Source organism: Clostridium sp. 1001283B150225_161107_B6 (assembly GCF_015556325.1).
Classification (GTDB): Bacteria; Bacillota; Clostridia; order Lachnospirales; family Lachnospiraceae; genus Enterocloster.
Genome location: NZ_JADNMD010000010.1, coordinates 200,627 through 222,979, shown reverse-complemented (window position 1 = coordinate 222,979; position 22,353 = coordinate 200,627). Strand labels below are relative to the sequence as shown.

Sequence of the window (22,353 nt, the reverse complement as noted above, 5' to 3'; positions counted from 1 at the left end):
GAAGCTGATTCCTTGTGTTACAAACGGACGCCTACATCTTCTTGACTTCGGCAAATCCAAGTTCAACCGGTGTTTCACGGCCGAACATCTCAACATGCATGGTTATGGTCTTCTTACTGTCGTTGATGGCCTTGATGGCCCCTACAGTATCCTTCCATGCACCGGAGATAACAACTACCATATCTCCTACTTCAAAGTCGACTAAGACATCTTCTTCTCTATGGAATCCCAGGCTGGCCATCTCTTCTTCTGTCAGAGGAACCGGTTTGGAGCCCGGACCCACAAAGCCCGTGACACCGCGGGTGTTCCGCACTACATACCATGTATCATCGTTCATGACCATGTTGATGAGCACATACCCCGGGAACATCTTCTTGTCCGCCTTTTTCTCCACGCCGTTCTTAAGCTCGACTACGGGGAGCATGGGGACGGACACCTCCAAAATCTGGTCCTGAAGGTTCCTGTTTTCAATTGTTTTCTCAATGTCGACCTTGACTTTGTTCTCATATCCTGAGTAGGTATGGACTACATACCAATGTGCTTCTGACATACAATCACCCTCGCCTTTAATTAAAGAATAAAGCTCAAACCAAACTTCATAACGAAGTCCAGGACAGCAATTATCACGCCAATGGCAATTGACATGAAAAGCACTGCCACGGTCTGTTTTGCCACGGTTTCCTTGTCAGCAAAGACGATTTTCTTGTACTCTTTCTTCAGCCCATGAAAAAAGCTAGGCTTTTTGTCCTTCTTAGCTGCCTTCTTCTCAACCTTGTCAGCCTTGGCCGTTTTCTCTGTGGTTTCTACAGCGTTAACTGTATTCTCTTCCATAATTTCACGTCCTTTACTGAGCAGGATTACTTTGTTTCCTTATGCATGGTATGCTTCTTGCAGAATCTGCAGTACTTCTTTGTTTCCATACGGTCCGGATGAGTTTTCTTGTCCTTAGTCATGTTGTAGTTGCGTTGTTTGCATTCTGTACATGCCAGTGTAATTTTTGTGCGCACGACTTCCACCTCCACTTATATTATCGTAGTTCACATTTGCCGCTCAGGTACTTAATTTTGAGCATAAAAAAAAGACCTAAGCTCTTCCATTCGCCCGTTTACTATACCATAGAAATATTGATACGTCAAGGGATTTTTGCGGATTTATGGGGGCCGGGACCTGTGCCGCGGTCTGTTGTCCGGGCCGTCTGCTGCGGTGTTAGGTCTGTATCCGGGGCTGTTATCCGGAGCCGGACCCGGTCAGACGCCCGGGTCCGCTTTCACTTAAAAATATTCTTTATCCATGGCCAATGAATATGGTCACAAAATACACGTTTTCTGCGCCGGCTTTTCTGAGAACCCGCGTACATGCCTCAACGGTACTCCCTGTGGTGTAGATATCGTCCACCAATATAATATTTTTTATACCGGGCGGCAGGGCAGATGCCGAAAATGCCTGCTCCAGGTTTTTTAACCGTCCGCTGGAATCCAAAGATTTCTGGGGAGCCGTCTTTCGTTCCCTTTTAAGGATGGCTGTATTGACCGGTATTCCCAGAGGGCCGGACAGCCGGACAGCTAATTCTTCCGCCTGATTGAATCCCCGTTCACGGCGGCGGGAGGGGTGGACCGGCACAGGGACAAGGACGTCCCCGTTCATGGATTGGATGCGTTTTCCCATTTTCCTGACCATTGCCTCACTGTAAAAATCCAGATATTCCCTTCTATTATTATACTTAATCCGGGCCATGGAACGGCTGGCCGTGTCATCGTAATTAATCAGGCTCAGCCCATAGTCAAAAGTGCGCTTATGCCGGGTACAGTCATAGCAGTATTCTATGGTCCCATCCGCCACTTCCTTTCCGCATTTTTTACAGACAGGACGGCGGACCCAGGACAGCTTTGCCATACAGCCGGGACATATGAGGCTTCCTTTGGGCAGGACGATATCGCCGCACACCGGACAGCGGCGGGGGAACAGGATGTCTGTCATTAATTCAGAGCTATAGCGGATTATGTTTGTCAGCATATTAACCGGATGCTTTGTCCCCGCATCCGCCGTTGTTTCTTCAGACAGCTTTTTCAGCATCTCCGTCACCTCCAAAATCCTCTTGCACTTTCCAATACTCCTGTACCTTCTCAGCCGGCCGAATCCGGCTGCGCGTATATCTCCCCAATCCTGCTCCTAAGCCCGGAATACCGCTTCTGCTCCACGCAGTTTGAGGCCATTGTATAAAATGCATCCGGCTGTCCCACCAGGCACACGCAGGCCCGGGCACGGGTTACGGCCGTGTATATGAGGTTGCGGGTCATAAGCATGCGGGGGCCGTTGTACATGGGAATGATGACTGCCGGGTATTCGCTTCCCTGGGACTTGTGAATCGTGATGGCATAGGCCAGTTCCAGTTCCTCCAGCTGCTTAAAGCTGTACTCAATCATCTTGCCTTCGTCAAACTCAACGGTAAGCATCTCCGCAAAATCATTGATTTCCCGGATGATTCCCACATCGCCGTTAAAGATGCCGGCTCCCTTGTCCACAGGAATACCGTATTTGTTGCGGACCTCCCATTCCATCTGGTAGTTATTCTTTATCTGCATAACCTTGTCGCCTACCCGGTAAATGGTCCCGCCTGCTTCTTTTTCCTTCTTTGACTTGTCCGGCGGATTCAGGTAATTCTGCATAATCTGGTTCAGGCGCTCCACGCCCAGGGCGCCTTTGCGCATGGGCGTCATGACCTGGATGTCAAAGGCATTGGCATGTACATAGTCCGGCAGTTTTTTCTGAATCAGGGTAATGGCCGCGTTTATGACTGCATCCGGATTGTCCCTGCGGATGAAGAGAAAGTCCTGGCTGCGCTTTGCCAGGTCAACCGGTTCTCCTGCATTGATTTTATGGGCATTGACCACAATGTCGCTCTGGGCGGCCTGGCGGAAGATGTGGGTCAGCTTCACCACATTGAAGCAGCCGGATTCAATGATATCCCGCAGCACATTTCCGGGGCCAACGCTGGGGAGCTGGTCCACATCCCCCACCAGGATGAGACGGGTGCCCACGTTCACTGCCCGCAGCAGGGAATGCATCAGGCTGATGTCCACCATGGACATCTCATCTATGATAATGACATCTGCATCCAGAGGATTTTCCTCATTTCTGTCAAAATGCATTCCCATGCTCTGGGCGCCCTTGCCTGACCTTGTGGCGCCGGGAATGACAGGCGCGTCATTGCCGGGCATTCCCACAGGCACCAGTTCCAGCATACGGTGGATGGTCCTGGCCTCATAGCCAGTTGCCTCTGTCATCCGTTTGGCTGCCCTGCCCGTGGGCGCTGCCAGGAGGATTTCCATGCCCTCCATCTCAAAATACCGGATAATGGTATTGATGGTGGTCGTCTTGCCGGTACCCGGGCCGCCGGTGATGACCAGCAGGCCGCTGTTTACCGCTTCATATACCGCCTTTTCCTGGAGTTCATCCAGGTGGATGGATTCCTGCTGCTGGATTTTAAGGAGATTGGCCTTGATTTCCGCCTGGGGGATGTCCCCCCTGATGTTCAGGTCATGGAGCATGCGGGCTGCATTGAGCTCCAGGTAATAGTAGTGGGAGGAGTAGACCAGGGCTCCCTGGTCAGACGGCTTCACCACCACCTTGCGGTCTATCTGCATGTCCATGAGATGCTTTTCCATGGCAGAGGGCTCCACCTTTAAAAGCTCTGATGCCTGTGCAAACAGTTCCGCCTGGGGCAGATAGGTGTGCCCCCCTGCAGTGGCCTGGAGAAGGGTGTACAGAATACCGGCCTTGATGCGGTAATCGGAATCCGTGAAAATGCCTACCCGCTCCGCAATTTCATCGGCCATCTTAAAGCCAACTCCCGGAATGTCGTCCGCCAGACGATAGGGGTTCTCGCGGATGATTCCGTACAGGGTGGGACCGTACTCCTGGTATATCTTGGCCGCCAGGTTCATGGTGATGCCGTAGTTCTGGAGGAACATCATGGCCTGGCGCATGTCCTTCTTATCCTCCACCTGCTCAGCTATGGCCATGGCCATCTTCTCGCTGATGCCCTTTACCTCGGACAGGCGCTCCGGCTCCTCCTCCATGACCCGAAAGGTGTCCGCCTTGAAATGACGCACGATTCTGGCAGCCAAAGCAGCCCCGATGCCTTTGATGGCGCCGGAGCCCAGGTAGCGTTCCATGGACAGCTCGTCCTGGGGTGTTTTCATCTCATAGCTTTCTATCTGGAGCTGTTCCCCATATACCGGGTGCTGGGTCATATGGCCGCTGGCCTCTATCATATCGCCCTCTGCGGCGTAGGCCAGATTGCCTACCATAATGACTTCTTCCCCATCATTCTGGTCCGTGACGCTCATTACCGTATAACCGTTTTCTTCGTTGCGGAACTTAATCCGTTCTATAAATCCTGTTATTGTCGCCATCGTTTTATCAAAAGTTCAAAAGAACCCGGTGCCAGGGCGTGTCCGGAATGCTCCAGTCCATCACGCTGTGCCGGGTTCTGGGACGTGCTTTTTAATTGCTTCCCGGCAGCTGTGCAGCGTACAGGCAGCAAACATAAATGTTCAAACACGCTCTTGTTTTTAGTAATCCTGTTTTTAGTAATCTTCTCTTCCGCCGCCTACACCCATGGATGCCTCCATGGCCATGCTCATGCCGTGGGCAAACTCAATGAACTTGCCGGTACCAATGGCAACCGCGGTCAATGGGTCCTCTGCAATCATGGTTGTAATGCCTGTCTTTTCCTCAATCAGGGCGTCCAGACCGCTGAGCAGGGAACCGCCTCCTGTCATGACAATACCTCTGTCGAAAATATCGGCTGCCAGCTCCGGAGGAGTGCGCTCCAGTACATTATGAACAGCATCCACAATCTGCAGGGCCGGCTCTCTGAGCGCCTCCAGCGTCTCGTCCGAGGTAACCACAATGGTCTTCGGAAGACCGGTCACCAGGTTACGTCCCCTGACCTCCATGGTCAGGACCTCCGGCCTGCGGTATGCTGCTCCGATGTTAATCTTTATCTCCTCAGCCGTACGTTCGCCAATCAGAAGATTGTGTTTCTTCCTCATATAGCGCACCAGGGCCTCGTCAAAGTCATCACCTGCTATCTTGATGGAGGTGCTGACAACAGGGCCTCCCAGGGAAATGACTGCAATGTCAGCCGTACCGCCTCCGATATCCACAATCATGTTGCCGCAGGCCTTGCCGATGTCGATACCGGCGCCGATGGCTGCCGCAACCGGCTCCTCAATGATGGCCACTTCCCTGGCGCCAGCCTGGTAGGTGGCATCCTCCACTGCCTTTTTCTCAACTTCCGTAGCGCCGCTGGGGATACATACGCTGATTCTGGGCTTGCGCAGCGTTTTCTTGCCCACTGCCTTGCTGATAAAATATTTAAGCATCTTCTCTGTAATGGTATAATCTGAAATAACACCCTGACGCAGAGGACGGACAGCAACAATATTGCCCGGGGTACGTCCAATCATAAGACGGGCTTCCTCACCGATGGCCATGATTTTGTTGGTATCGCGGTCAATGGCCACAACGGACGGTTCTTTTAATACAACGCCTTTTCCCTTAATATATACAAGGATGCTGGCAGTTCCTAAGTCAATTCCAATATCATTGGACATCATTGAAAACATATAGATAGTTCCTCCTCGCTGACTGAGCCGGTCCGGAAGTATACGTAAATCTTTCCTTCACACGTATGGCTTCCATGCTTGTCCCCCATCGGGACAAAACGCCGGGCAGACCGCATCAATTGCTTAAAATATAAATGGTTCCATTGCATTACTCCTATGCATTGCTTCTATTATATACAATATTGTAAAGTTTTCAAAGGGTTTTTTTCTTTTTTATTTTCTTTATGTTTTTTTCATGCCAAGGACATATTTTCGTCACAATTATTGCTTATTATAATAACAAGTTCACCGAGAGGTGGACGAGGCCTTTGTTTCAAGTGATTACTTGAAATCACAAAGCTTTTTCATACTCATACCGGACGGAGCAATCCGTCCGGCCCCCCTATAACATTTTCTTTTTTATATACCTACCATTCCCACGCAGGCAATGAGCCATGCGAAAAAAAGCAGAAAAAGAATCGGCACCGTATTTCGCGGATGCCGGTTCTTTTTTTCGGAATTTTAATTTCTAATTTTGCCTGCATGATTCAACCTGCTTCATTAAATCAACAGCCCTTTTTCTGATTCCTTCTGCATCCAGGCCATAGTATTCAAATACCTGACCGGAGGTGCCTGAGATAACCGGCTCATCAGGAAGAGCCAGGTGCACCACTGTTCTGGGACACTCCTCACCTATTGCCTGACTGACCATGGCTCCCAGTCCCCCGAAGGGCGAGTGTTCTTCAACCGTCATGACCGCCTTTACCCCTGACGCCTTTTCCACCAATGTTTTTCTGTCCATGGGCTTAAGGCAGTACATGTCAAGCACGGCTGCTTCTATCCCATCCCCGCGAAGCATACGGGCCGCATCCAGTGCAGGACGCACCATCTCACCGCAGGCCACAAGCAGTACATCGTTTCCGTCCATCAAAGTAACCGCCTGGTCCATGACAAAGGGGACCCTTCCGTCTTCATATACATCCTCTACCGGATTTCGTCCCACCCTCAGATAAGCCGGTCTGTCATCCTTCACCAGCTCCTCCATCAGACACCGGGTTTCATGCCTGTCGCAGGGCAGATAAACCCTCATATTGGGAATGGCCGACAGAGCGGCTATATCCTGTGCAGAATGGTGGCTCATTCCCAGGGCGCCATAGCTGATTCCCCCGCTGATGCCAATCAAGGTTACATTTGTGTCCGAATATGCCACATCCACCTTAATCTGCTCATAACTCCTGGCGGAAATAAAGCTTGCCGGAGAAGCTGCAAATACCCGTTTCCCACACTTTGCCAGTCCTGCCGCTATGCTGACCAGATTCTGTTCCGCTATCCCGGTTTCCACAAACTGATTGGGATATTTCCTGGCAAAATCTGTCAGGGATGCACTGCCACGCGAATCGCTGCACAATACCACAATGTCCTTGTCTGTCTCTGCCTGCTCCATCAGCACCTCACAGATAACCTGTCTGTTTGCTGTTTTATTCATGCAGCGCCTCCTCCTTCCTCTCCTCCAGGTCCTTTATAATTTGTTCGTATTCTTCACGGCTTGGCACCTTATGATGCCATTCAGCCTTATTCTCCATGAGCGCTGAACCATACCCTTTGACCGTGTCTGCAATCACAACCGACGGCTTCCCCTTCACCGACTTTGCCTCCCTGAATGCACGGTCCAGACTGTCAATGTCATTTCCATCAGACTGAATGGCATGCCATCCAAAGCTTTCCCAACGCTCCTTCTGACACTCCTGCCTCATTACTGCTTCTGTATTCCCGGAAATCTGGAGATGGTTTCTGTCCACCACCGCACACAGGTTATCCAGTCCATAATGTCCGGCTGCCATAGCGCCCTCCCAGACGCTTCCCTCAGCAAGTTCCCCGTCACCCATTACCGTGTACACCCGGTAGCTTCTCCCATCCATTCTGCCTGCCAGGGCCATGCCCACGCAGACCGGAAGTCCGTGACCCAGGGAACCGGAATTCATCTCAATTCCGGGCAGTTTATTATTGGGATGTCCGATATACCTGGAACCAAATTTCGAGAAATTAGCTCTTACATCCTTTATATCCAGAAACCCCTTGGCGGCAAGGACTGCATAATAGGCCTCCATTGAATGGCCCTTGCTGAGCACAAAGCGGTCCCGTTCAGGAGAGTCCATGTTATCCGGGCTGATATTCATATGTTTAAAGTATAATGCCACCAGGATATCCATAACGCTCATGTCTCCGCCAATGTGTCCGGTCCCTGCCTCCATAATTATATTGACTGCATCTTTTCTTAATTCAAATGACAATGCCTTTAAATGTTCCATCCATCTTCCCCCTTGATACGCCAATACATTCCGAAAGATTCATATCCACAGTCCTCCCATGGAAGGTCACCTGCGCGATTCCGCAGTTATCCAATTTTGTATCCCAAAACTGTCTGATTGGCCTGCCAAGCATTGTATTTAAAATGCCGCATATAATGGCTCCATGGGCCGCAATCAGCACATTGCGGTACTTCTCTTCCATGGGGACCAGTAACTTTTCCACCACCGTGGCTGCCCGGTTCATGATATCCTCAAAGCTCTCCGCTCCAATATCCGGCCTGTAAGTCTCCGGGGCATCCTCATATCCATAGATAGGCGCTGCCAAATCGTGATAGCCATGGTCCTGATAAGCGCCTTCCGACAGTCCATACCCCTGTTCTATCAGCAGCGGTTCATCTATGATTGGTATGCGCCTCTGTCCCAGTATAATTCGGGCCGTCTCCCCGGCCCTGTCCAGCGGACTGGTATAACATACCTCCAGCGGCACGTCCCTTAATTTACAGGCGGCAGCCTGCGCCTGTTCTCTCCCGCGCTCATTTAACGGGATATTTACCTGCCCCTGCATTCTCCGTTCTACATTCCAGTATGTCTCCCCATGCCTTACAAAATAAATGTCACAGCTCATCTGCTCTCCTTTATTCCCAACTGCCACCACAAGCTTTTACTCTGATATCAGGTGGGGCTTTCCCTGTTGTATTTCCATATATATGTCCCCTTCATGGACCTGCATCCCAGTGTCGAACGCATCCGCAATCCACTCCTTATCCTGCTGGTCCACAATAAAATAGCGTACCTTTTCCCCCAGGAACATGGAATGCCTCACCCTGCCCTTTATGTAAATGCATCCCTCATTCTCAGGCTTTGTCACAAGGCGGATGGATTCAGGACGGATGCTTACCGTGATATTCTGTTTTTTCCCACAATTTTCATCTGCCTCTATCTTCTGGCCGCAATAGGTCAGCACTGCGTGATTGCCGGTATCCTCATTCATTCCCTCAATGAAATTGGCCACTCCTATGAAATCTGCCACGAATTTGGTTTTGGGCTTGAAATAAATCTCCCTGGGTTCCCCATACTGCTGGATATTGCCGTGCTCCAGAACCAGTATCTTATCAGACATGGACAACGCCTCCTGCTGGTCGTGGGTAACATATATCATTGTAATTCCCAGTTTTCTCTGAATCAGGCGGAGCTCCACCCGCACGGACTCCCTTAACTTCGCATCCAGATTGGAAAGCGGCTCATCCAGCAGCAGCAGGTCAGCGCTGTTTACCAGAGCTCTTGCAATCGCCACTCTTTGCTGCTGTCCCCCGGACATCTGGTTTGGATATCTTTTCTCTAATCCTGTAAGATTTACCAGTTCCAGCACCTCTTTAACCTTACGGCTGATTTCCTCTTTGGGAATTTTCTGGTTCTTAAGCCCGTATGATACATTTTCCTCCACTGTCATATGCGGGAACAGCGCATACTCCTGGAACACCATGGGAGTGTTCCTCTTCTGCGGAGGCAGTCCCTCAATGCTCCGCCCGTTTAAGACGATGCTTCCCCCATCCAGATGGTAAAAACCGGCAATCATTCTTAACAGTGTGGTTTTTCCGCATCCGGACGGGCCCAGGAAGGTGATGAACTTTCCTCTTTCTATATCCAGGGAAATATGATTAATAATCACGTTTTTCCCAAACACCTTTACTATATCCTTCATTTGTAATAAAACATCCTTTTCACTCATGATGCGTCTCCTCTCTGTTCTATAGGTCAAATATGTTGATTTTATCACGAAGCAAAAGCTTCGCTATGCCAAAGGTCAGCAGAATAATCAGCATCATGCCAAGGGCCGTTGCTGCAGCATCTCCATAAGCCCCCCAGTCAGCCAGATTCAGAATGGTATTGGATGCCACATTCCACTTTGCGGATACAAGGAATATGACTGTACTCAGAGTGTTCATACATTTCATAAAACTGTATACAAGGCAGATGGACATTGGATTCTTAAGCATGGGCATGACAATGGTCCTGAATGTTTTTACACTGGAGCTGCCCAGATTAGCTGCTGCCTCCTCAATGGATTTGTCAATCTGTTTAAATCCGGCCACAGCATTCCGGTACCCTACCGGTATCTGGCGGATTACCATACCGATAACGATGATTGCTCCGGTTCCCGTCAGCATCAACGGCTTCTTATTGAATACAATAATCAGAGATATACCGATAAAGGTTCCCGGCAGGGATGCCGGAAGCATTGCAAGAAAATCAGCGGTCTGACGCCCCGGAAACCGTTTCCTGGTAACCAGATAACCCAGAAGTATGCCCAGACAGGCAGTCGCAATTGCAGCCACAACCGACAATTTCCAGCTGTTTGCCATGGTCTTTGAATTCAGTACATTGCTGTAAAAATGACTGAATGTAAAGGTATTGTCCACGCCAAGTGTTTCCGTAAAGGAGAATCCCACCACTCCGCCAATCAGGATACAGATAATCAGGCACACAAAGGAGCATACGGAGAACAGGAACACTTTGACCGGCACTGATACAAACTCTCTTGTAAGACCTCCTGTGGGCTTTCCGGTTACCGTTACGTATGATTTCCGGTCCAGATAAAACTTCTGGATAAAAAACATGAGCAGGGAGGGAACCACAAGAAACAGGCTCAAGGCTGCTGCCAGAGGCATATCATAATTTCCGGTCACTGTGGTATAGGCCAATGTAGCCAATGTATTATAGTTGCCTCCTATCAGTTTCGGATTTCCGAAATCTGCCAGTGTATTGATGAATACCAGCAGGTACGCGCTGGCTATTCCGGGAGTTGCCAGGGGAACCGTCACCGTGCAGAACAGCCTGAATCCCGACGCTCCCAGGTTCTGTGCCGACAGCTCCACGTTGGGGCTGATAGCCCTTAACACGCCGGAAATGGTAATATAGGCCAAAGGAAAAAAGGCAAGGCTCTGTACAATCCACAGACCGAACCATCCATATGGGTCCGTGGTCAGTCCCAGAAGCCTGTATGTTATGACACCCCGGCGTCCAAACAGCAGCAGGAACGCAAGACCCGTCATAACGGACGGCGCCATATTGGGCAGAAGTGCTATGACGCGGAACACCCTGCTTCCGGGCAGCCTGGCATAATTCATGGCATAGGCGAAAATAAACCCGATTACAATGGCAGTTGTGGTAGCCAGCACAGAAGAAACCATGGTATGCCGGAACGCAGTCATTACCTTGGATGAGGTAAATGCCTTTGTCCAGTCCTCCGCCCCGGGCAGTAATGCCAGTTTTAAAAATGGATATACAATAAACAGAATAAAGACAAGGAAAATAAGTAATACAAAAAGTGTCAGTCCTGGGTCTGCTATCATATCCTTCATATCTGTCAGCAGTCCCTTTTTTTCACGTACCTTTTGTGAACTTTCCATTCATTATCACCTCTTTCATTGAATTTGGTGTATATTTTGGGGGCGCTCCCTTTTCCGTCTGGAAAATATGGAGCGCCCCCATACACAAGTACACAGGTGTGTTCTATGTTACGGCATCATAGCTGCAAATTTATCTACCGTCTCACTCTTTACAGACGCCGCCGCAATCGGGTCATACTCCCGGTTGAAATTCAGTTCCGATAATTTGCTTCCGCCCTCCGGCGCAATACAGTCATCCCTTACAGCCACACAGTTGGCCAGCTCTACCAGGGCATCCAGCGCATCCTTTGTAAGACAGAAATCCACAAAGGCCTGGGCGGCCTGATTATCCTCAGAGCCTGCCACCATGGAAACCGGAACCATTGTCCATCCGGCTCCCTCGTATACCGTACTTGACATAGGATAGCCTGATGTCTTTACTATCAATTGGTCGGCAAGAAAGTTCACGCAGATAAGGTACTCTCCCAGGCCGGTTTTTTCAGCCGGGGTATAGCCGCTGGAGGTATACTGTCCCACCTGCTCGTTAAACTGTTCCAGGTATTCCCATCCCTTTTCCTCACCCATGTATTCCAGCACAGAGGAAATAAAGGTATAGCCTGTTCCGGAAGAGGACGGGTCCGGTGTGATGATTTCCCCTTTAAAAGCAGGGTTTATAAGCTCTTCCAGAGTCGTCGGCATCTCGAGTCCGCTGTCTGCGAATTCCTTCTCCCATCGCTCTGTGTTAACGCCAATGGAAAGCGTTTCAATGTACTGGGATTTCCAGACACCGTTGGGGTCCAGGTACTCAGACGGAATTTCCGCCTCGGTAGAGGACTTATAAGGTACCAGAAGTCCCTGCTGCACCAGATTCTCATGACCGTCCACAGTTCCTCCCAAGTATACATTCACAGATGGATTATCTTTTTCTGCCGTCATCTTAGCAACAGCTTCCCCGGTAGGCATACGCAGATATGACACCTTGCATCCGGTCCTCTCTTCAAACATTTCCGCCAGTCTTTTTACCATGTCTTCATGGTAAGAACCCAGAATACTGATTTCCTGACCGGACAAATCCAGCTGGCCGGCCTCTGCCGGTTCTGCTTCTTCCGTTTTCTCATCGCTCTCCGGAGCCTTTGTTGTCTCTTCCTGCTTTACCGTGCTTTCCGCTGCCTTCTGGTTACTGCCGCCGCAGCCTCCCAACAGGGATGCCGTCATTGCTGCTGATACTGCAATTGCTAATAGATTCCGTTTCATAAGCCACCCTCTCCTTTTACTGTGGATTCTGTGCAAAATCCGCCAAAAATGCCGGCGTGTCCGCCGCAAAGAACATGATACTTCCCACTGTGTTGTCCACATCATACACCTGGCAGAAGCCATTCTCAAACACCACAATGTAAATCTGCGGAATATCCTTCTGGATATCGGAGGAATATATCTCAATCTGACATACCGCCTCTCCCTTGCTCCGGGCCATTTCGGAAAAGTCTTTGCTTCCTTCCAGTTTCTTGCCCTGCATGACAATCTCTTTTAACCGGCTTTTTTCATTTACCGTCAGGTTGGACCGTTCCGACTGCCTGCGCAGCACCACCCTGTTGTAGGAACCTATAAGTTCACCCAGATTGTCGGTGGTATAGAAATGGTCGCAAATCCTGTCTGTCATGGAAGAAACCTGATGCTCCGTGAACTCATTGCCGTACATGATTCCATCCCGCACAATATAACTATCCGCTGTAAAGTAAATACTGGGACTCTCCAGGAAATGGATGACCCCGCTTACGGTCCTTCTCGGGGAACCGGATTTTTTTCCTGCTTCTGTTGTAACAGGAAGCTTGTACAGCATTTCATAATACTCCAGGATTTCTTCAATGGACTCAATTTTAACTGTCCCCCACAAATCATCGCTCAGGTCCAGTGATATGGGCACGGACCGGTTCATCAGGGTATATACATAATTCTCATCCTCAATGGTATGAACCTTGCCATATGGAAGCTGCATATACACCCAAAACATGCATACAGACACAGCTATGCAGCATATTGCCACCACCTCTGCCCGCGCAGCGCTTTTGTTTTGCATTTTTTGCACATTTTTTTGTTGTGACTTTAGTATATTCTGTAATTTATTCATAATAATTCCCTAATTGTTTCATAAATGTAACTTTGAAAAGGTGACCACAAATTCCGCTCCTGATTCTTCCCCATCCCGCAGACAGATACTGCCCTTAAGCCGGTCCATAATGGAGGCGCACACCGCCAGCCCCAGACCGTTTCCTCGTCCTCCGCCTCCCTGAACCTGGTAAAAGGGTTTGAATATAAGTTTGGCGTTCTCACGGCTGATTCCGCAGCCATTGTCCCTAATGTGCAGGCTGGTGTTTCCTTCTGTATGTTCCTCCCATATATAAATCTCATTACAGCCGCTGTGGTTTATGGCATTATCCAGTATGGTAAGGATTACTTCTTTACACATCTGTCTGTCCGTTCTCAGTACAGTTCCGCTGCTGCACTGGTTTTCCAGCCGGATGTTCCACCTGTGGAATCTTGGCCTCAGCAGCCTGGCGCATTCCTCTACCACTTCCTCCAGACCAAAGGAGCTGATATGAAGAGGTCCCCAATCCGCCTTGATATGGGATTCCTCCAGCATCATCTCAATGGAATGCAGCAGAGTCTCTCCTGCCTCCTCTATAATAAAAGCGTCCTCGCAAACCTCATTGTTATCACTGCGCAGCTGAATCATCTGGGAATACCCGATAATGGAGGTCAGAGGCGTTTTCAACTGATGCGTGGTATTATTAAAAAACTGATGAAGCTGTTCTTTTTGCTCGTCCAAACGTGTTATGTACTCATTCAGCCTCTCGCACATGTGGTTAAACGCCTCTCCCAGCTCCTGTATTTCATCATTGCTGTTAAGGACCACCCTTTGGTTCAGGTTCCCCTTCTGGATAGAGGAAACCTTCTGGCGAAGCTCATTGACAGATGCAACCAGCCTGCCAAACAGAAACCACAGAAGAAATGAAAGCGCCACCACCGCAATCCCCGACATGGTCAGCAGTATGGCCGCTATCGACATCATATCCTTGTATTCCTGTACCATGGGATATATGTAGCGAATCACCCCCACTGTTGTGGCCGTGTCTGTATGGGTATCGTATATAGGGCTTGAAAAGGATAAAACCTTTTGGTTATCCACCTTCAGAAAACTGTATGCTTTCTGGCTGAATGCCTTTTCCACATCCGCGCTTACAGGTACCCTGGCTCCCCTTACATCCGAGTCAGAAAGCAGTCCTTCCCGGGAATAGATTTGCACCCTGACATCCGCCATCTCCGAGAGATAACCGGCAAAATGGGAGGCTATCTTTTTTAAATACCCCTGCCGGTCATCCTCAGTGGAGGCCCGGAAATATTTCATGGTATATACCTGTCCCGTATAGCTGCGGCTTGTGAGCCGCTCCACTGCAGACGCATTCAGCTGCCTGGACAATGCAATCAGTGATATTATGTTAAACACAACAATAAAAGGGATTATGATGCACAGGTTCATCTTCACCATGCGCACTTTCAGCTTACTCTTTATCTTCTTTTTCTCCACTGTCCGGCACCTCGAACTTATAACCTACTCCGTAAATTGTATGTATGTAATTTCCATAGGGCTCTATCTTAGCCCTCAACCGCTTGATAAGTATATCCACTGCCCTGGTATTTCCAACATAATCAAACCCCCATATCTCATTGATAAGCTGTTCCCTGGTAAATACATGGGCATAATGCCTGGCCAAAAAATATACTGTATCAAATTCTTTGTAGGTCAGTTCCCTGGTATCTCCTTCAATGAACACCTTCCTCATGCCCGGATGAAGCTCCAGGTTTCCATAACAAAGGGGCTTTTGGTTATCCGTCTGACGCATCTGGATGTAATTCATACGCCTCCACAAAACCTTTACCTTAAGCACCAGCTCCTTAATATTGAGGGGTTTGGTGATAAAGTCATCCGCCCCCAGCTCCAGTCCCAGAATTTTGCTGTATGTCTTGTCCTGGGCTGTGATAAAGATAACCGGCAGCGTCTCATCGTATTCCTGTACTGCCTGCAATACCTCGTAACCATCCATATCCGGCAGCATAATATCAAGGAGCACAATATCCGGGGCCTGGCACTTTACTTTTTGAATCGCTTCCGTGCCATTGTAGGCGCCTATGGTATCATATCCTTCCATCTCAAAGCTGCGCCGTATGAGCTTCACAATATCTTTTTCATCGTCGACAACTAAAACCTTCATCCTGTCATTCCCTCCCTGGTCTTGTTAATTGCTTTTCCCTGCCTGAACTGTTACTGCTTCTCTCATTATAATCTACTTTACCGAAAAAAGTATAGCGTGTTATATAGTGTTGTATACAGTGCCCCCACCTCTTACATTTTCCGAAGATATCCATTACTATATTATTTATTGGAAAATTTAACCACACAAGAGGAGGTATTACATCATGACAGCTACACCAAGGTTAACGTCCAATCATGCATTGGACCAGTTTCAGAAATATCTCATGACCCATAACAAATCTCCAAATACCATCTGCGTATACCGCTATGCGGTAGAACAGTTTTATCATCTGTATCCCCAGCTGACCCCCCGCAACCTCCAGCTTTATAAGGTATATCTTCTGGAACATTACCGGCCCCAGACCGTGAACCTGCGCATCCGGGCGCTGAACTGCTACATGGAATACAGGCAGGCCTCCATCACCCCCATTTCCATGATTAAGATTCAGCAGAAAACATATCTGGATAAGATTATCAGCCAGGCTGACTATGAATATCTGAAGCGGCGCCTGGCGGAGAGCGAGGAGTATACCTATTATTTCATCGTGCGGCTCATAACAGCCACAGGGGTGCGCATCAGCGAGCTGATTACCTTTCAGATTGAGGATGTCCACACCGGCCACAAGGATATCTATTCCAAGGGCAATAAGATGCGGCGCGTCTATATTCCCCGCAGGCTGATTGGCGAACTGCAGGAATGGCTGGCAGCCACCCACCGGAGCACCGGCCCCCTGTTCCTCAACCGCTTTCACTCGCCCATCTCCCCATCAGGCATACGGGCCCAGTTCAAGGTATTTGCAGCACGGTACGGCCTGGATCCCGAGGTGGTATATCCCCACAGTTTCCGTCACCGCTTTGCCAAAAATTTTATAGAAAAATGCGGGGATATATCCCTCTTATCGGACCTGCTGGGACATGAGAGCATTGAAACCACCCGCATCTATCTCCGGCGCAGCAGCAGTGAACAATACCGGATTGTCAACAAAGTAGTGGACTGGTAGGGAGGCGTCATGAAAGAACTCAGTATAAGCGTTGTTTACGGCGGCCCTCCCCGGTCAGAACCCCTTATGTATAATCCTGATAAGTATCAGGTAAACTTAGAGTATTTCCATGATTTCCTGCAAAGGCGGGGTTCCTCTGCCAATACCATTGACTCCTATCTCACCTCTGTCCGCCATTTTCACAGTCTGTACCGTGATGTTACCGTGGAGAATCTCCAGTCCTACAAAGCATGGCTTATGGAACGCTACAAACCCAGCACTGTGAACACGCGCATATATGGAATCAACCAGTATGTGGCCGCCCTCCAGTCCGCCGTGACCGCGGATGACGCCGGGCCATGTCCGCTGGCTGCCTCCGTTGATTTTCCGGAGCCTTATAAGCTGCCATCTGTCAGGCATCAGCAAAAACCCTTTCTCAACAATGTCATATCCAAAAGGGATTATGAGCGCCTCAAACGCGGGCTGAAGCGGGATAACAACATGTTCTGGTATTTTGTGGTCCGCTTTCTGGGTGCTACGGGAGCCAGGGTCAGCGAGCTGATTCAGATTAAGGCTGAGCATGTGCAGATTGGCTGCATGGATTTATACTCCAAGGGCGGAAAGGTGCGCCGCATCTATTTTCCGGAAAAACTCTGCGGGGAAATGCTGGCCTGGCTGGACAGCCGTCAGATACAGACCGGCTTTATATTTACCAACCGCCGCGGCAGCCCCATTACCCCCAGAGGCATAAGCAGTCAGCTGAAGGTGCTGGCCATAAAGTACCGGATATCCCCGGATACCGTCTACCCCCACTCCTTCCGGCACCGCTTTGCAAAAAACTTTCTGACTAAATTCAACGACATTTCACTGCTGGCAGACCTTATGGGCCATGAGAGCATTGAGACAACAAGAATCTATCTGACCCGGTCCTCGGATGAGCAGAGAGAGCTTATCGACCAAATCGTCACATGGTAGATTGCTTTTTTCCCAAAAAAACAGTATCATATAAGAAACTCGCAAAGGATGGTTTATATGTACGAATATACCTGGTATCAATGGCTTACGTTCTTTTTTATATACTGCTTTTTCGGATGGATATTTGAATCCACCTATGTTTCCGCGAAAACGGGTCACCTTGTGAACCGCGGTTTCCTGCGCCTTCCGCTGCTCCCTCTGTATGGAACAGGCGCCGTGATGATGCTGTGGGTTTCCCTCCCTGTGAAGGATAACCTGTTCCTGGTGTACCTGGCAGGCGTTATTGCGGCCACTATTTTGGAATATATTACCGGCTGGGGTATGGAAAAGCTGTTTAAAATGAAATACTGGGATTACAGCAGCCAGAGATTCAACGTGAAAGGATATATCTGCCTCAGCTCCTCCATTGCCTGGGGTTTTCTGACCATTTTCCTTACAGAGGTGGTGCACCGCCCCATTGAGCACTATGTCCTGGGGCTTCCTGTTATGGTCAACATAATCTTTGTGCTGCTGACATCCCTGCTGTTCGCAGCGGATACGGCTGAATCGGTCAAGACCGCCCTGGATTTGGCCAAGGTACTGGATGCCATGACGGACATGCGCGCCGAGCTGGACGATATACAGGTACAGATGGCCCTGCTGAAGGCTGAGACAAGCGAGCGCGTTGCAGAGGCCAGGGAGGAAGCGGCCGCCAGGCTGAACCGGATGAAGTCAGGAGCTGCCAGCCATGCAACCGCATTAAAGGATGACACGGCGGAACGGCTGAATGAGCTGGTGGAAAACACCATGGAGAAAATGAGCGGATTTATGGAGGGTACGGCCGGGAAGGTTGGCGGCCTTGTGGAGAATACCGCTGTGAAGGTGGGCGGACTTGTGGAGAATACCGCTGAGAAGGTGGCCCGCACAGCGGAACGGCTGTCAGAGCTTACGGAGGATGCAGCAGCCAGGGTTTCGGGCACCCTGGCCCAGCGCGGCGAAGACTCGCCGCAGACAGTGCAGAGTGAGGAGCTTAACAAAAAAGCGGTTCAGGAGCGCAGGGACAAGCTGTCCGCTCTTTCGCAGCGGCTTGCGTCCATTTCCGAAAAACGCCATATGCTGTCAACCCATATGGATTTCTACCGCAGGGGCATACTGAAGGGCAATCCAACGGCTTCCTCCTCCCGGTTTGCTGAAGCGCTGAAAGAACTGCGCGAGATTGCGGACAGGAAGCATCCGGATGATTCTCATACAACTCATACGAAATAGCATTCTGTGCTTTTGGGGAACAGAATATACCCTAATAGTCCTGTACAGAGAACATAATATATCAAGCAAAAAGACTGCCGCCGGCTCCACAGTCCCCATCTGCTTCTGCACCTATATCAGCTGTATCCAGCTGTATCTGCATGCGGATGGCCTGCGTTCACCGGGCGGCAGCCCTTTTTATGATTCTGTCATAACTATTTTGTTATGCCTTCATGGTTCTGGTTCCTTCTCAATACTTTCACGTTTCGCTCGCACTACGTTCATGGTGCCTTTACAGGCAATGATGCCCTACATCATCTTATCCACCATGGCCATCACAGCTGCGCCCAGCGCCTCAGACCTGGCGTCGGCATCCTCCATGGAGCTGCCCTTGATACCGTAGTAGAACTTAATCTTAGGCTCTGTGCCGGACGGTCTTACGCAAATCCAGGCACCGTCGTTTAAATCATAATACAGCACATTGGAGGACGGAAGGCCTGTTGGTTTTACTTCCTGGGTTGCCATATCCTTTATGGTATCCAGCTTATAGTCCCTGGCGGATACTACCTTGTAGCCGCCTACCTCTTCCGGCGTGTTGTTTCTCAGCGTCTCCATGATGGACTGAATCTTAGCCAGGCCCTCAATACCGGATAAGCCGATGGACTTAACAGCATCCTTGTAATAGCCGTACTTCTCATACATGGCAACCATGGCATCCCACAGGGTCATGCCCTTCTGCTTGTAGTAAGCAGCTGCCTCGCAAAGGGCTGCTGTAGCGGAAATAGCGTCCTTGTCACGGGCATAAGTGCCAATCAGGCATCCGTAGCTCTCCTCCATACCGAAGAGATAGGTGCCATGGCCTGTCTTCTCGTTCTTTAATACCTGCTGCCCAATCCACTTGAAACCGGTCAGCACTTCAATCAGCTCACAGCCGTATTCCTTTGCCACTGCATCAATCAGGTTGGTGGAAACAATGGATTTGATAACCTGGCCGTCCTCCGGAATCATGCCTGCCGCCTTTTTCTGGCTCAGCACGTATTCGCACAAAAGAGAGCCGGACATGTTGCCTGTCAGCGGAATGTATTCCCCTGACCCGGCATCCTTCACATATACGCCCAGCCGGTCCGCATCCGGGTCTGTAGCCAGAACCAGGTCCGCATTCTTTTCCCGAGCCAGCTTAAGGCCAAGGGCAAATGCTTCCGCTGCTTCCGGGTTGGGATAGCTCACCGTGGGGAAGTCGCCGTCCGGCAGTTCCTGCTCAGGTACTACATATACATGGGTAAAGCCCAGTTCCTCCATCACTCTTCTGGCCGGGATGTTGCCTGTGCCGTGAAGCGGGGTGTACACAATGCTAATCTGGTCCTGCATCTCATCAATGGCCTTCTGGTTCACCACCTGGGCCTTGACCTGGGCAATGTACTTATCGTCGATTTCCTTGCCGATAACCTCGTACTTGCCTGCCGCAGCAGCAGATGCCTGGTCTGTGGTCTTTACCGTGGACAGGTCCTCTATGGCCAGAACTTCCTCTGTCACGCCCTTGTCATGAGGCGGCGTGAACTGGGCGCCGTCCTCCCAGTATACCTTGTATCCGTTGTACTCAGGCGGATTATGGCTGGCCGTAATGTTGATGCCGGCAATGCATCCCAGTTCGCGCACTGCGAAGGACAGCTCGGGAGTGGGGCGCAGGGACTCAAACTTATATGCCTTGATGCCGTTGGCTGCCAGGGTCATGGCTGCCTCCATGGCAAATTCCGGCGACATATGGCGGGAGTCGTATGCAATGGCCACCCCCTTATCTGCTCCGCCCTGCTTGATAATGTAGTTGGCAAGGCCCTGGGTGGCGCGTCTCACCACATAGATATTCATCCGGTTGATGCCGGCGCCGATGACACCGCGCAGTCCTGCTGTTCCGAACTCCAGATCCATATAAAAACGCTCTTTAATCTCATTCTCGTCGCCTTCAATGGCGCGAAGTTCTGCTTTTGTGTCCTCATCAAAATAGGGGTTTGATAACCATTCCTGGTATATCTTCATGTAATCTTTCATTTTATACTCCCTCCTGAATGTGATATTCCCTGCATGACATGCCGGCATTCCCGCTGTGGCGCTGCCGTAACAGGCCGGTCCGCAGCGTATTTTCTGATTAAGATTATACTATATCAAACCAGAAAAAGGAAGTACAACCCTCTATTATTTTTCGTCAGACACAGCCTTCGCAGTCCGCTTTCAGGCGTCTCAGGAAGCTGTTCCTGGCCTGCTGCTGTTCCTCCAGACCCCGCAGTTTATCTGTGTTGCGGGCCGGTATCCAGGCCTTGTTGGCGTTGTAGTAAAAGTTCAGCTGTTTCCAGTATTTTTCAGGATAAAGGAACAGGTAGTACAGACACACCCTCTCCTTCGGCTCCATGGGCAGCACCCTTTCATAGGAATCCAGCATGGACAGGCCCAGGTCCAGATTCCACCCGTGCTTCTCCATAACCTTGCGCATGAACCGGTACAGGTCCGATATCTGTATTCCCAAGTGCATCCGGTTGTACTCAATGATGGCCGTATAGCCGCCTCCCATGAGCACATGGTGCTGGTCCAGGTCCCCATGGCACAGGTACAGGGGCTTCCTGTCCTGTTTGACAGGCGGCTGGACCTCCGCTGCTTCCAGGGCATCCTGGTCCTCCTGGTATTGCCCCAGCTTCAGGCATTTCCCGGCACCGTACTGCCCGCTTTCGTACTGCCCGCTTTCGTACTGTCCGCTTTCGTACTGTCCGCCGCCCTCTGCCGGAAGTCCGGCAGCGCCGGGCCACAGCTCCCGTATGCCCTGTACTGCTTCCAGGGCCTGGTCGTAAAACATTTGATAGCTGCCGATAACGCACAGCTCAAATTCCGATTTTTTGCGTTTGGACCTGATATAGTTCCTGGCCCGCTGCATTTCCCGGTTATGGCGCTCCAGCTCTTCTTCCAAAGGGCCGGAGAGAATGGAGCCCATGCTCCACTCCTCCTTAAACTCAATCTTTCGCAGCTGACTGTGCAGCATGGCCAGCCTGGACAGGGCCTGGCGTATTTCATATCCGTCTTTTATATTGCATTCCCGGTCCAAAAACCAGTCCTTTAATATGTATCTGGTGCCGTCGCTGGTCACGGTCATCAGGCCGCCTTCCCTGTTTCTCAGGTACCGGTCAGCCCTCAGGCTTCCCCTGGTATCCAGCCGTCCCAGGACCTCGTCCTCAAACTCCAGACGCCTGGCTGTCCCACGGTATTCCTTTAAAAGCCTGCAGCCCTGGTCTGTCTCGCAAATCCAGGAGCCGCGGCCTTTTCTCACGGCTCTTACTTCCATATCATACTGTTCTAAGGCTTCCACGTACTTCTCGTTCATCCACAACCCCTCCACACTCTTATCCCATCACATTTAGTCGAAACGGGAAGCTGCCGTTTCAGCTACTTCTAGGGTATGTAAAGATTTGGTTGTTTATGACAGGAGAAATGGCGGACCGGCCCTATTCCCCGCTTTGTATATAATGTACAAACCATATCCGCAATCCGGGCATCATCATGCCAGAATGT

Annotated in this window: 20 protein-coding genes; 3 read left to right on the top strand and 17 right to left on the bottom strand. The window is 50.2% G+C overall.

Features of this window, described 5'->3' with window-relative positions; genetic code table 11:
- Positions 1-31: 31 nt before the first annotated feature.
- From nusG to I2H39_RS21040, 15 genes are all read right to left on the bottom strand, one after another.
- A complete protein-coding gene (nusG, locus tag I2H39_RS21110; RefSeq protein WP_002566636.1) occupies positions 32-550 on the bottom strand; it encodes a transcription termination/antitermination protein NusG in 519 nt (172 codons plus the stop codon).
- 20 nt (positions 551-570) lie between these two features.
- The gene (gene secE, locus I2H39_RS21105) at positions 571-831 is read right to left on the bottom strand and encodes a preprotein translocase subunit SecE (RefSeq protein ID WP_138306576.1); all 261 of its coding nucleotides are present in this window, start codon (positions 829-831) and stop codon (positions 571-573) included.
- A 26-nt stretch (positions 832-857) separates the two neighbouring features.
- Complete coding sequence (gene rpmG / locus I2H39_RS21100) at positions 858-1,007, bottom strand: 50S ribosomal protein L33 (protein WP_007038517.1); 150 nt, start codon at positions 1,005-1,007, stop codon at positions 858-860.
- A gap of 277 nt (positions 1,008-1,284) precedes the next feature.
- On the bottom strand, positions 1,285-2,013 hold the full coding sequence (locus I2H39_RS21095) for a ComF family protein (RefSeq protein ID WP_138306595.1): 729 nt from the start codon (positions 2,011-2,013) through the stop codon (positions 1,285-1,287).
- A gap of 110 nt (positions 2,014-2,123) precedes the next feature.
- Complete coding sequence (locus I2H39_RS21090; protein ID WP_195627448.1) at positions 2,124-4,415, bottom strand: AAA family ATPase; 2,292 nt, start codon at positions 4,413-4,415, stop codon at positions 2,124-2,126.
- A gap of 174 nt (positions 4,416-4,589) precedes the next feature.
- Complete coding sequence (gene mreB / locus I2H39_RS21085) at positions 4,590-5,624, bottom strand: rod shape-determining protein MreB (protein ID WP_347563793.1); 1,035 nt, start codon at positions 5,622-5,624, stop codon at positions 4,590-4,592.
- A gap of 517 nt (positions 5,625-6,141) precedes the next feature.
- A complete protein-coding gene (locus I2H39_RS21080; RefSeq protein ID WP_138306573.1) occupies positions 6,142-7,098 on the bottom strand; it encodes a transketolase C-terminal domain-containing protein in 957 nt (318 codons plus the stop codon).
- Positions 7,091-7,921: a transketolase gene (locus I2H39_RS21075; RefSeq protein ID WP_138306572.1), complete on the bottom strand. Its 831-nt coding sequence runs from the start codon at positions 7,919-7,921 to the stop codon at positions 7,091-7,093. The genes I2H39_RS21080 and I2H39_RS21075 overlap by 8 nt, the downstream gene beginning before the upstream one ends.
- On the bottom strand, positions 7,893-8,546 hold the full coding sequence (locus I2H39_RS21070; protein WP_138306571.1) for a histidine phosphatase family protein: 654 nt from the start codon (positions 8,544-8,546) through the stop codon (positions 7,893-7,895). The genes I2H39_RS21075 and I2H39_RS21070 overlap by 29 nt, the downstream gene beginning before the upstream one ends.
- Positions 8,547-8,582: 36 nt before the next feature.
- Positions 8,583-9,650 (bottom strand): ABC transporter ATP-binding protein, encoded by a 1,068-nt coding sequence (locus tag I2H39_RS21065; protein WP_138306570.1) that lies wholly within the window; start codon positions 9,648-9,650, stop codon positions 8,583-8,585.
- 19 nt (positions 9,651-9,669) lie between these two features.
- Entirely contained in the window at positions 9,670-11,331 is a 1,662-nt protein-coding gene (locus I2H39_RS21060; RefSeq protein WP_138306569.1) for an iron ABC transporter permease, read from the bottom strand.
- A 108-nt stretch (positions 11,332-11,439) separates the two neighbouring features.
- Positions 11,440-12,564 (bottom strand): ABC transporter substrate-binding protein, encoded by a 1,125-nt coding sequence (locus I2H39_RS21055; protein ID WP_195627447.1) that lies wholly within the window; start codon positions 12,562-12,564, stop codon positions 11,440-11,442.
- Between the two features lie 16 nt (positions 12,565-12,580).
- A complete protein-coding gene (locus tag I2H39_RS21050) occupies positions 12,581-13,321 on the bottom strand; it encodes a DUF3919 family protein (protein WP_171042541.1) in 741 nt (246 codons plus the stop codon).
- A 135-nt stretch (positions 13,322-13,456) separates the two neighbouring features.
- The gene (locus tag I2H39_RS29685; protein WP_138306566.1) at positions 13,457-14,896 is read right to left on the bottom strand and encodes a HAMP domain-containing sensor histidine kinase; all 1,440 of its coding nucleotides are present in this window, start codon (positions 14,894-14,896) and stop codon (positions 13,457-13,459) included.
- Positions 14,871-15,581 carry a response regulator transcription factor gene (locus tag I2H39_RS21040; RefSeq protein WP_195627446.1) on the bottom strand — a complete coding sequence of 237 codons (711 nt, stop codon included), beginning with the start codon at positions 15,579-15,581 and terminating at the stop codon, positions 14,871-14,873. The genes I2H39_RS29685 and I2H39_RS21040 overlap by 26 nt, the downstream gene beginning before the upstream one ends.
- Positions 15,582-15,786: 205 nt before the next feature.
- Here I2H39_RS21040 and I2H39_RS21035 point away from each other — a divergent pair, with 205 nt between their 5' ends.
- The 3 genes from I2H39_RS21035 to I2H39_RS21025 all read left to right on the top strand — a co-directional run bounded on the left by I2H39_RS21035 (position 15,787) and on the right by I2H39_RS21025 (position 18,822).
- On the top strand, positions 15,787-16,623 hold the full coding sequence (locus I2H39_RS21035) for a tyrosine-type recombinase/integrase (protein ID WP_195627445.1): 837 nt from the start codon (positions 15,787-15,789) through the stop codon (positions 16,621-16,623).
- 66 nt (positions 16,624-16,689) lie between these two features.
- Positions 16,690-17,577, top strand: a complete 888-nt coding sequence (locus tag I2H39_RS21030; protein ID WP_195627451.1) for a tyrosine-type recombinase/integrase — start codon at positions 16,690-16,692, stop codon at positions 17,575-17,577.
- Positions 17,578-17,634: 57 nt separating this feature from the next.
- On the top strand, positions 17,635-18,822 hold the full coding sequence (locus I2H39_RS21025; RefSeq protein ID WP_195627444.1) for a putative ABC transporter permease: 1,188 nt from the start codon (positions 17,635-17,637) through the stop codon (positions 18,820-18,822).
- Positions 18,823-19,110: 288 nt separating this feature from the next.
- On the opposite strand, the gene I2H39_RS21020 is transcribed toward I2H39_RS21025, so the two are convergent.
- Together I2H39_RS21020 and I2H39_RS21015 are read right to left on the bottom strand one after the other, a co-directional pair.
- A complete protein-coding gene (locus I2H39_RS21020) occupies positions 19,111-20,847 on the bottom strand; it encodes a phospho-sugar mutase (RefSeq protein ID WP_138306561.1) in 1,737 nt (578 codons plus the stop codon).
- A 154-nt stretch (positions 20,848-21,001) separates the two neighbouring features.
- Positions 21,002-22,165, bottom strand: coding sequence for a spore coat protein CotS (locus I2H39_RS21015; RefSeq protein WP_195627443.1), 1,164 nt, complete (start codon positions 22,163-22,165; stop codon positions 21,002-21,004).
- Between the last annotated feature and the right edge of the window lie 188 nt (positions 22,166-22,353).

Coding starts and splice junctions, on each gene's coding strand:
- nusG (WP_002566636.1), bottom strand. CDS start 550: ATGTCAGAAGCACATTGGTATGTAGTCCATACCTACTCAGGATATGAG.
- secE (WP_138306576.1), bottom strand. CDS start 831: ATGGAAGAGAATACAGTTAACGCTGTAGAAACCACAGAGAAAACGGCC.
- I2H39_RS21095 (WP_138306595.1), bottom strand. CDS start 2,013: ATGCTGACAAACATAATCCGCTATAGCTCTGAATTAATGACAGACATC.
- I2H39_RS21090 (WP_195627448.1), bottom strand. CDS start 4,415: ATGGCGACAATAACAGGATTTATAGAACGGATTAAGTTCCGCAACGAA.
- mreB (WP_347563793.1), bottom strand. CDS start 5,624: ATGATGTCCAATGATATTGGAATTGACTTAGGAACTGCCAGCATCCTT.
- I2H39_RS21080 (WP_138306573.1), bottom strand. CDS start 7,098: ATGAATAAAACAGCAAACAGACAGGTTATCTGTGAGGTGCTGATGGAG.
- I2H39_RS21075 (WP_138306572.1), bottom strand. CDS start 7,921: ATGGAACATTTAAAGGCATTGTCATTTGAATTAAGAAAAGATGCAGTC.
- I2H39_RS21070 (WP_138306571.1), bottom strand. CDS start 8,546: ATGAGCTGTGACATTTATTTTGTAAGGCATGGGGAGACATACTGGAAT.
- I2H39_RS21065 (WP_138306570.1), bottom strand. CDS start 9,650: ATGAGTGAAAAGGATGTTTTATTACAAATGAAGGATATAGTAAAGGTG.
- I2H39_RS21060 (WP_138306569.1), bottom strand. CDS start 11,331: ATGGAAAGTTCACAAAAGGTACGTGAAAAAAAGGGACTGCTGACAGAT.
- I2H39_RS21055 (WP_195627447.1), bottom strand. CDS start 12,564: ATGAAACGGAATCTATTAGCAATTGCAGTATCAGCAGCAATGACGGCA.
- I2H39_RS21050 (WP_171042541.1), bottom strand. CDS start 13,321: ATGTTTTGGGTGTATATGCAGCTTCCATATGGCAAGGTTCATACCATT.
- I2H39_RS21040 (WP_195627446.1), bottom strand. CDS start 15,581: ATGAAGGTTTTAGTTGTCGACGATGAAAAAGATATTGTGAAGCTCATA.
- I2H39_RS21035 (WP_195627445.1), top strand. CDS start 15,787: ATGACAGCTACACCAAGGTTAACGTCCAATCATGCATTGGACCAGTTT.
- I2H39_RS21030 (WP_195627451.1), top strand. CDS start 16,690: ATGTATAATCCTGATAAGTATCAGGTAAACTTAGAGTATTTCCATGAT.
- I2H39_RS21025 (WP_195627444.1), top strand. CDS start 17,635: ATGTACGAATATACCTGGTATCAATGGCTTACGTTCTTTTTTATATAC.
- I2H39_RS21020 (WP_138306561.1), bottom strand. CDS start 20,847: ATGAAAGATTACATGAAGATATACCAGGAATGGTTATCAAACCCCTAT.
- I2H39_RS21015 (WP_195627443.1), bottom strand. CDS start 22,165: ATGAACGAGAAGTACGTGGAAGCCTTAGAACAGTATGATATGGAAGTA.